Origin of the sequence: Moorena sp. SIO2C4 (assembly GCF_010672485.1) — a bacterium.
GTDB classification, from domain to species: domain Bacteria; phylum Cyanobacteriota; class Cyanobacteriia; order Cyanobacteriales; family Coleofasciculaceae; genus Moorena; species Moorena producens.
In genome coordinates this window covers 1-6,550 of the sequence record NZ_JAAHGN010000380.1, presented here as the reverse complement: position 1 = coordinate 6,550, position 6,550 = coordinate 1, and the positions used below count along the sequence as shown (strand labels likewise).

9 protein-coding genes and 1 pseudogene are annotated in these 6,550 nt (G+C 42.6%); 5 read left to right on the top strand and 5 right to left on the bottom strand.

Annotated features, from left to right (window positions below; genetic code table 11):
* Positions 1 to 256: 256 nt before the first annotated feature.
* Positions 257 to 388 (bottom strand): hypothetical protein, encoded by a 132-nt coding sequence (locus F6K20_RS19535; protein WP_287266251.1) that lies wholly within the window; start codon positions 386 to 388, stop codon positions 257 to 259.
* A 206-nt stretch (positions 389 to 594) separates the two neighbouring features.
* On the opposite strand from F6K20_RS19535, the gene F6K20_RS19530 reads away from it, so the two are divergent.
* From F6K20_RS19530 to F6K20_RS19515, 4 genes are all read left to right on the top strand, one after another.
* Entirely contained in the window at positions 595 to 840 is a 246-nt protein-coding gene (locus tag F6K20_RS19530) for a hypothetical protein (RefSeq protein WP_154659828.1), read from the top strand.
* Positions 837 to 1,328 carry a GUN4 domain-containing protein gene (locus F6K20_RS19525; protein ID WP_008185602.1) on the top strand — a complete coding sequence of 164 codons (492 nt, stop codon included), beginning with the start codon at positions 837 to 839 and terminating at the stop codon, positions 1,326 to 1,328. Before F6K20_RS19530 ends, F6K20_RS19525 begins: the two co-directional genes overlap by 4 nt.
* 149 nt (positions 1,329 to 1,477) lie before the next feature.
* A complete protein-coding gene (locus tag F6K20_RS19520; RefSeq protein ID WP_287266250.1) occupies positions 1,478 to 1,672 on the top strand; it encodes a hypothetical protein in 195 nt (64 codons plus the stop codon).
* Positions 1,673 to 1,700: 28 nt separating this feature from the next.
* Positions 1,701 to 2,684 (top strand): ABC transporter ATP-binding protein, encoded by a 984-nt coding sequence (locus tag F6K20_RS19515; protein ID WP_008185604.1) that lies wholly within the window; start codon positions 1,701 to 1,703, stop codon positions 2,682 to 2,684.
* 49 nt (positions 2,685 to 2,733) lie between these two features.
* On the opposite strand, the gene F6K20_RS19510 is transcribed toward F6K20_RS19515, so the two are convergent.
* The 3 genes from F6K20_RS19510 to F6K20_RS19500 form a co-directional block, all read right to left on the bottom strand.
* Positions 2,734 to 2,946, bottom strand: coding sequence for a RelB antitoxin-like protein (locus F6K20_RS19510; protein WP_008185606.1), 213 nt, complete (start codon positions 2,944 to 2,946; stop codon positions 2,734 to 2,736).
* A 117-nt stretch (positions 2,947 to 3,063) separates the two neighbouring features.
* Entirely contained in the window at positions 3,064 to 3,327 is a 264-nt protein-coding gene (locus F6K20_RS19505) for a DUF433 domain-containing protein (RefSeq protein ID WP_287249951.1), read from the bottom strand.
* A gap of 159 nt (positions 3,328 to 3,486) precedes the next feature.
* Complete coding sequence (locus F6K20_RS19500; RefSeq protein WP_287249948.1) at positions 3,487 to 4,098, bottom strand: Uma2 family endonuclease; 612 nt, start codon at positions 4,096 to 4,098, stop codon at positions 3,487 to 3,489.
* Between the two features lie 363 nt (positions 4,099 to 4,461).
* Between F6K20_RS19500 and F6K20_RS40740 the strand changes: the two genes are divergently transcribed.
* A complete protein-coding gene (locus tag F6K20_RS40740) occupies positions 4,462 to 4,674 on the top strand; it encodes a hypothetical protein (RefSeq protein WP_502708056.1) in 213 nt (70 codons plus the stop codon).
* A gap of 205 nt (positions 4,675 to 4,879) precedes the next feature.
* Here the strand turns inward: F6K20_RS40740 and F6K20_RS19495 are convergent.
* Positions 4,880 to 6,550, bottom strand: a pseudogene (locus F6K20_RS19495) (M61 family metallopeptidase); the annotation flags it as partial.

Genomic DNA, 6,550 nt, shown 5'->3' with positions numbered 1-6,550 from the left:
ACGGCTGACGGCTGACGGCTGAATGCTTACGATTAACCGAAGGCTTACCTCTTTTCTTATTAACAGTTTGCTACTCCTCAAGTAGCGTGCCAATAGCGCATAAGCACCTGAAGTAGCTTGGGCATTAGCTGATAGCTGATAGCTGATAGCTGATAGCTGAACGCTTACAACTGTAATTATCTATTCCAACGTGATGGCTGATTTTTATGGCCAAGGGTATTTTATCTGTAAATCCAGCAACATTTAGAACATTTAATTAAAATTCATTAAACTCTGAATTATGTAAATGTTGAGCAAAGGGAGCAGGGAGCAGGGAGTAGGGAATCGGGAATCGGGAATCGGGCATCGGGAATCGGGCATCGGGCATCGGGCATCGGGAATCGGGCATCGGGAATCGGGAATCGGGAATCGGGAATCGGTAAAAAATTCTGTGTAATTAATGGGTATTAAAATTGCTAGATATTAATATAATTAACTCTAACACAAAACGATATTTTAAGTTATACATTCCTGATGGATTAGCTGATTTTTAATCGCACATTAAATAAAAAAAATACAATTAAAATCTTGAAAATTACAATCGTAATAATTACAATGATTACAGCGTTTTTAATAACTATAAAGTACATAGGTGCGCTCTTACCATTAAGAATTAAATTCTCCACGGGTCGCACCTCACGATTTTTTCCTGTTCCCTATTCCCTGTTCCCTATTCCCTGTTCCCTATTCCCGACTCCCGACTCCCGACTCCCGACTCCCGACTCCCGACTCCCGACTCCCGACTCCCGACTCCCGACTCCCGATTCCCGATTCCCTACTCCCTACTCCCTAAACTTATGACTAATCTAAAAATAGACTACACTCACCTTAAGACCTTATTGATGGAAGTGCAGTGGAAAGCTGCTGATGCGGAAACCAAAAAAATTGTATTATCCATAGCTAAAACCATTAGACAACAGCAGGACGTTACTAAAAAAGAGCAAGAATGGCTTCAAGGGTTAAATTATCTCAGAGAATCCGACCTAATAGACTTTCCCTGCGACGATTTGGTAACACTCAATCATCTTTGGGAGCAGTATAGTCAAGGTCATTTTGGATTTAGAGTACAATCTCAATTGTGGCAGCAAGTTAGTCAAGATTATAATAAATTCGCCGATCTAGTAGGATGGCGCAATGGTGATGCCGATTCTTGGCATTATTATTCTCACTTAACCTTTAGTTTAGACGCTCCTAAAGGTCATTTGCCCGCTGCTATATTTTATGCCGAAGAATCCGCTATTGGTTGGGCAGCAACTATTAAAAATAGATGTGATGAATGCTTGTTATAGAATTAGGGAGTAGGGAGTAGGGAGTAGGGAGTAGGGAGTAGAAAACTATGAAATCTACGATAGCGCTTTTCCTCTAGCATTTATATAGCGTTTATCATAGCGATGAGGTACAAAGGGATCCCCCTAAATCCCCCTTAAAAAGGGGGACTTTGAGGTACACATTATTTTTTCCCTCTTGCCTCTTGCCTCTTGCCTATTGCCTCTTGCCTATTGCCTCTTGCCTCTTGCCTCTTGCCTATTGCCTCTTGCCTCTTGCCTCTTGCCTCTTGCCTATTAACTGCTCCCTGCTCCCTGCTCCCTACTCCCTATTCCCTATTCCCTATTCCCTGTTCCCTTTGCTATAAACTATACTAAAATACTCAATTTTTTCCCTTGTCACCAATCCTAGACCTTCGTAATCTAGAAACACGCTTTTTCACCCCAGCTGGTACTGTCCATGCTGTCAATGGTATTTCCTTCCAGGTCAATCAAGGGGAAACCCTCGGGATAGTTGGTGAGTCAGGTTCTGGTAAAAGTATCACCGCCCTGTCGATTATGGGACTAATCCCCTCTCCGCCTGGAAAGATTACCAATGGTGAGGTCATTTTTGAAGGGCGTGACCTCCAAAAGCTTAGTGAGGGGGAAATGCGGAAAATCCGGGGTAACCGTATCGCTATGATTTTTCAAGACCCCATGACTTCCCTTAACCCAGTACTAAAGGTAGAAAGGCAAATTACTGAAGCGCTACGGTTACACCAAGGAATGACCCGAGAGCAAGGACGATCTAGGGCAATTGAACTCTTAGAATTAGTGGGAATTCCTGGTGCAGCGGAACGGATTAGTAACTATCCCCACCAATTTTCTGGAGGGATGCGCCAGCGAGTCATGATTGCCATGGGATTAGCCTGTAATCCCCAGTTGCTGATTGCGGATGAACCTACCACTGCTTTGGATGTGACCATCCAAGCCCAAATTGTAGAATTAGTCAAGAAACTGCGCCAGGAAATTGGCATGGCCGTGATTTGGATTACCCATGATTTGGCGCTATTGGCGGGATTAGCGGATCGGATTTTAGTGATGTATGCCGGTCAAGTAGTAGAACAAGCATCGGTGATGGAAATCTATAAAAATCCTCGCCATCCCTATACGATTGGTTTACTCAACAGTATTCCCCGTCTGGATGAACAGCGCCAAGAGCGTTTGCAGACCATTGAAGGGTTACCACCAGATTTAACTAATTATCCCCAAGGTTGTCCCTTTGCTGCTCGTTGTCCTTTCGTGATTGATAAATGTTGGCAGAACGATCCCACCTTGGAATTAGTAAGTGTTGACCATGAAGTGGCTTGTTGGGTGAAGCCAGAGTTGAATGGGAGGTAAGCATATGCGCTACGCGCACGCTGCGCGAACAGCAGTCAGCAGTCAGCGGTCAGCTTAAAATAAACCTTCCGTATGATTCCTCCAAGTATTTTAGTGCGGCTTCACGGTCTAACAAAGGAGTTAGCTTAGCCTCATCCATCGCTTGGTTTAGACAATAATCTTCTAATCTTTCTGATAACTCATCTAAAGAAATGTTTTCTTCTGGAAATAACTGTCGCCACACTTCAATTGATTTTAAAATGCTATATATAGAGATATTCATAGTAATAATGTACAGATATTTTTGATCTTATCTGTTCCCTATTCCCTATTCCATAAAATAATAATTGTCTGGGGCATCTTACTGCTTTAACTTTTGCTGAACCAAGGAAGGTGTTTTTTATTGCATATCACGGGCAAATTCTTCATCCTCACGAATCTGTTGCCTGATTTCCTCAAAATGGTCATGATAATAGGCTAAAGCAGCATAGACATCCGCTAGGGTAATAGTAGGGTATTGTGAAACAATTTCATCCGGCGACAATCCTATTCTTTCGTGCCAAATGACAATATCCTCAACCCGAATACGATGACCGGCAATGCGAGGCTTGCCACCACAAACCCCCGGTGTAATTTCAATATGCTTTGATATGACACTACTCATGTTGTCTCCCGTTTATACACTGGTTTTACCATTATATAGAATTTTTCGCAGTTATGAGGTACACTTTTCAACCTCAAAGTCCCCCTTTTTAAGGGGGATTTAGGGGGTTCCATTTGTCCATCATGACTACGATAATTGCTATATATCTAACAATAATATCTAAATTTGACTAGATGCAAAAATATGGTTAGCAGTTAAACTAAGATCCGGAAATACTTTGGAAACAAGACCATCATCATTTCGGAACAATTGTTTTTGATACTCATCATCTAGTAAAGTGCAAATTGTAATGGTTGGTTGTTTAGGTTTACCAATATAATCTCTACCACCAATGCCCAGATAATCGACAATCCAGTATTCAGGCACACCTAGTATGGCATAATCTTCAACCTTACGAGCATAATCGTTCTGCCAGTTTGTGCTAACAACTTCAACAACAAGCTTGATTGAGGTTCCCAACGTAATCACAGGCTCTTTTTGCCATAATGGTTCATTTACGAGCCGAGTTCTATCTAATACAATCACATCAGGACGAAAAGCTGTTTGGGTAGCTAAAAGTTTGATCAGACATCGGTAGGGAATAACATAATCTGGGTATCCTCGGTCAATCTCCACATTTAACTTCCGTCCCACAAACCCTGCTACTTCCTCATGTGGTCCCGTAGGTTCCATGTCAATTAGTTCCCCATCGATTAGTTCATAGCGTTCGTTGTCACCATACTGGGTAATAAACTGATCAACAGTTATAAATGTTGGTAAAGCTTGAAGCATTACAATCGAACTCCTTATCTGTGTCAAATCATGCTGGTAGTGGTAAGCCGGTATTATCAATTCTTAAATCCTAATGGTAAATCGTGGTGGATACAAAATCTATAGCGTTTATTCGATTTATCAGCTACAGTTATCAACCTCAAAGTCCCCCTTTTTAAGGGGGATTTAGGGGGATCGCTGTGGATACAAAATCTATAGCGTTGATTGGATTTATCAGGTACGCTTATCAACCTCAAAGTCCCCCTTTTTAAGGGGGATTTAGGGGGATCGCTTTGTCCCTCATGGTAGAGATAATTGCTATAATTAAGAAAACTTATTTTCTGTAAAATCCAAAGCATCATGACAAAAACTACCTTTTCATAAATATTAGAAGCAGCCGATGAACTGCCCTTAGACGATCAAGAAAATCTAATTAGTATTTTAATAAATCGTCTTCGCGATCGCCGAAGAGCCGAGAGAATTAGAGATGTTAAAGAAGCTCAACAAGAGTTTGCCGAAGGAAAATGTCAACCCGTTACTCCTGAACAGCTGATGCAGGAAATTCGTAAGCATATGCGCTACGCGCACGCTACTTGAGGTGCGGTCAGCTGTCAGCCGTCAGCTTAAAATAAACCTATGCAGGCCTATGGTCACGCTACGCGAACGGGAGAATTTAATAGTTCGAGATTAATGAGAATTGAAAGTCTGGGTAAAAGCCCATTGCGCATAAACTGATAGCTGATAGCTAAATGCTGATAGCTGACGGCTGATAGCTGATAGCTGACGGCTTAATGCTTACCCCTCAACTCATCTTGGCCAAAGATGCCCCTAACCACCCAGAAAAATTCTGCTGCTGCCCATTGGTAGGATTTTTCACTGGCATCACTTGGTAACGACTGGGTTGAGATTTGCGTAATGTAATCGGTAGAGTGACCAATTGATCCTGATGGAATACACTGAACTCGATCACATCACCAGCTTTGTAATCTTTTAAGCGATCGCATAATTGATCCCCATTGACTCGCAACCCATCAATAGCCAGTAACTGATCACCAGCATCCACTCCTGCCACTGCCGCAGGAGAATCCATCTCCACAAACTGGATCCAGTCCTGACCATTGTCAGTTCTCACCTTCACCCCCAAGTAAGGCACAGATTCTTCATCCACAGCCACCACTTGTAAGCCAAAGGGTTTGAGATACTGATTGAAGGGCAATTCCCCAGTACCCTCAATAGTCTTCGAGAAGAAATTACTTAAATCTAGCTCTGCTACCGATTCTATTACCTCTCGCAGTTGTTGGGGAGTAAAGCCAATTTCCCCTTTACCAAACTGCTCCCACATAATTCTTATCACATCATCAAGGGAACGCTTATTTCCATGGCGCTCCCGGATTAACAAATCCAGCAATAATGACACCATTTCACCTTTCAAATAATAAGAAATTTGGTTATTATCACTGTTTGCATCCCGTCGATAAAGCTTAATCCAGGCATCAAAACTCGACTGATCCAGGGGCTGCACCTTACGTCCTGGTGTAGTTAAAAACCGGGTAATTTCTTTACTCAAATTCTCTAACAACGTCTTAGCATCATAGATACCCGCTCGTTGGGGAATCAATAAGTCATAGTAACTGGTTGTTCCTTCACAAAACCACAACGATGTCGTATAGTTTTCCTTTTCATAGTCAAAGGTTTCTAGGGCTAATGGTCGGATCCGCTTAACATTCCACAAGTGAAAGAACTCATGAGCCACCAGTTGCAAGAAGCGATTGTACTTATCCTTTGCGCGAAAACCAAACCGCGAATAAATTAACGAACAACTATCCTTATGTTCCAGTCCCCCAAAGCCACTACCAGTTAGATACAGCAAGAACAAATAGTGGTCATAAGGTAAACCCCCAAACAGCTCAGCTTCTACCTGGATAATCTTCTTAGTATCCTCAATAATCCGTTGTGGGTCAGCATTCCCCTCTCCCCAGATGGCCAATTGATGGGGTTTGCCCAAAACCTCAAAGTCATAGAGCTTATGATCACCAATTTCAAAGGGACTATCCACTAAGGTATCGAAATCCCTTGCGTTGAAGGTATTAAATTTGCCTGACACTGCTGGTAAGGGTGTCGTCACCCGCCAATTGGGATTAGGTGGCGCGATAGTAACCTGGCAAGGGTGTTGTTCAAATCCTGGGATGAAGAAGAACAGAGCAGCACCATTAAAATAACCGTGGCTAGCATCTAAGTGATTAGTGCGTACCGTTAATTCATTAGCAAAGATACGATAACGCACAGTGATAGCCGAGGCATCACCAGTTTCCACTAGCCAATGATTCTTGGCCAGTTTCCGCCACGGTAAAGACGATTACCCCTATCCGCAGAGAAATCTTGTAAATGTCGAGCATACTCCCGCACTAAGTAAGAGCCTGGAGTCCAAACTGGCATCTTTAAATCTAACAAAGGGGCTTCCCAGCCTTCCAGA

Excerpts from the sequence above, each read along its gene's own strand:
- F6K20_RS19525 (WP_008185602.1), top strand. The coding sequence starts at position 837 with ATGACTAATCTAAAAATAGACTACACTCACCTTAAGACCTTATTGATG.
- F6K20_RS19505 (WP_287249951.1), bottom strand. The coding sequence starts at position 3,327 with ATGAGTAGTGTCATATCAAAGCATATTGAAATTACACCGGGGGTTTGT.
- F6K20_RS19510 (WP_008185606.1), bottom strand. The coding sequence starts at position 2,946 with ATGAATATCTCTATATATAGCATTTTAAAATCAATTGAAGTGTGGCGA.
- F6K20_RS19500 (WP_287249948.1), bottom strand. The coding sequence starts at position 4,098 with ATGCTTCAAGCTTTACCAACATTTATAACTGTTGATCAGTTTATTACC.
- F6K20_RS19535 (WP_287266251.1), bottom strand. The coding sequence starts at position 388 with ATGCCCGATTCCCGATGCCCGATGCCCGATGCCCGATTCCCGATGCCC.
- F6K20_RS19530 (WP_154659828.1), top strand. The coding sequence starts at position 595 with ATGATTACAGCGTTTTTAATAACTATAAAGTACATAGGTGCGCTCTTA.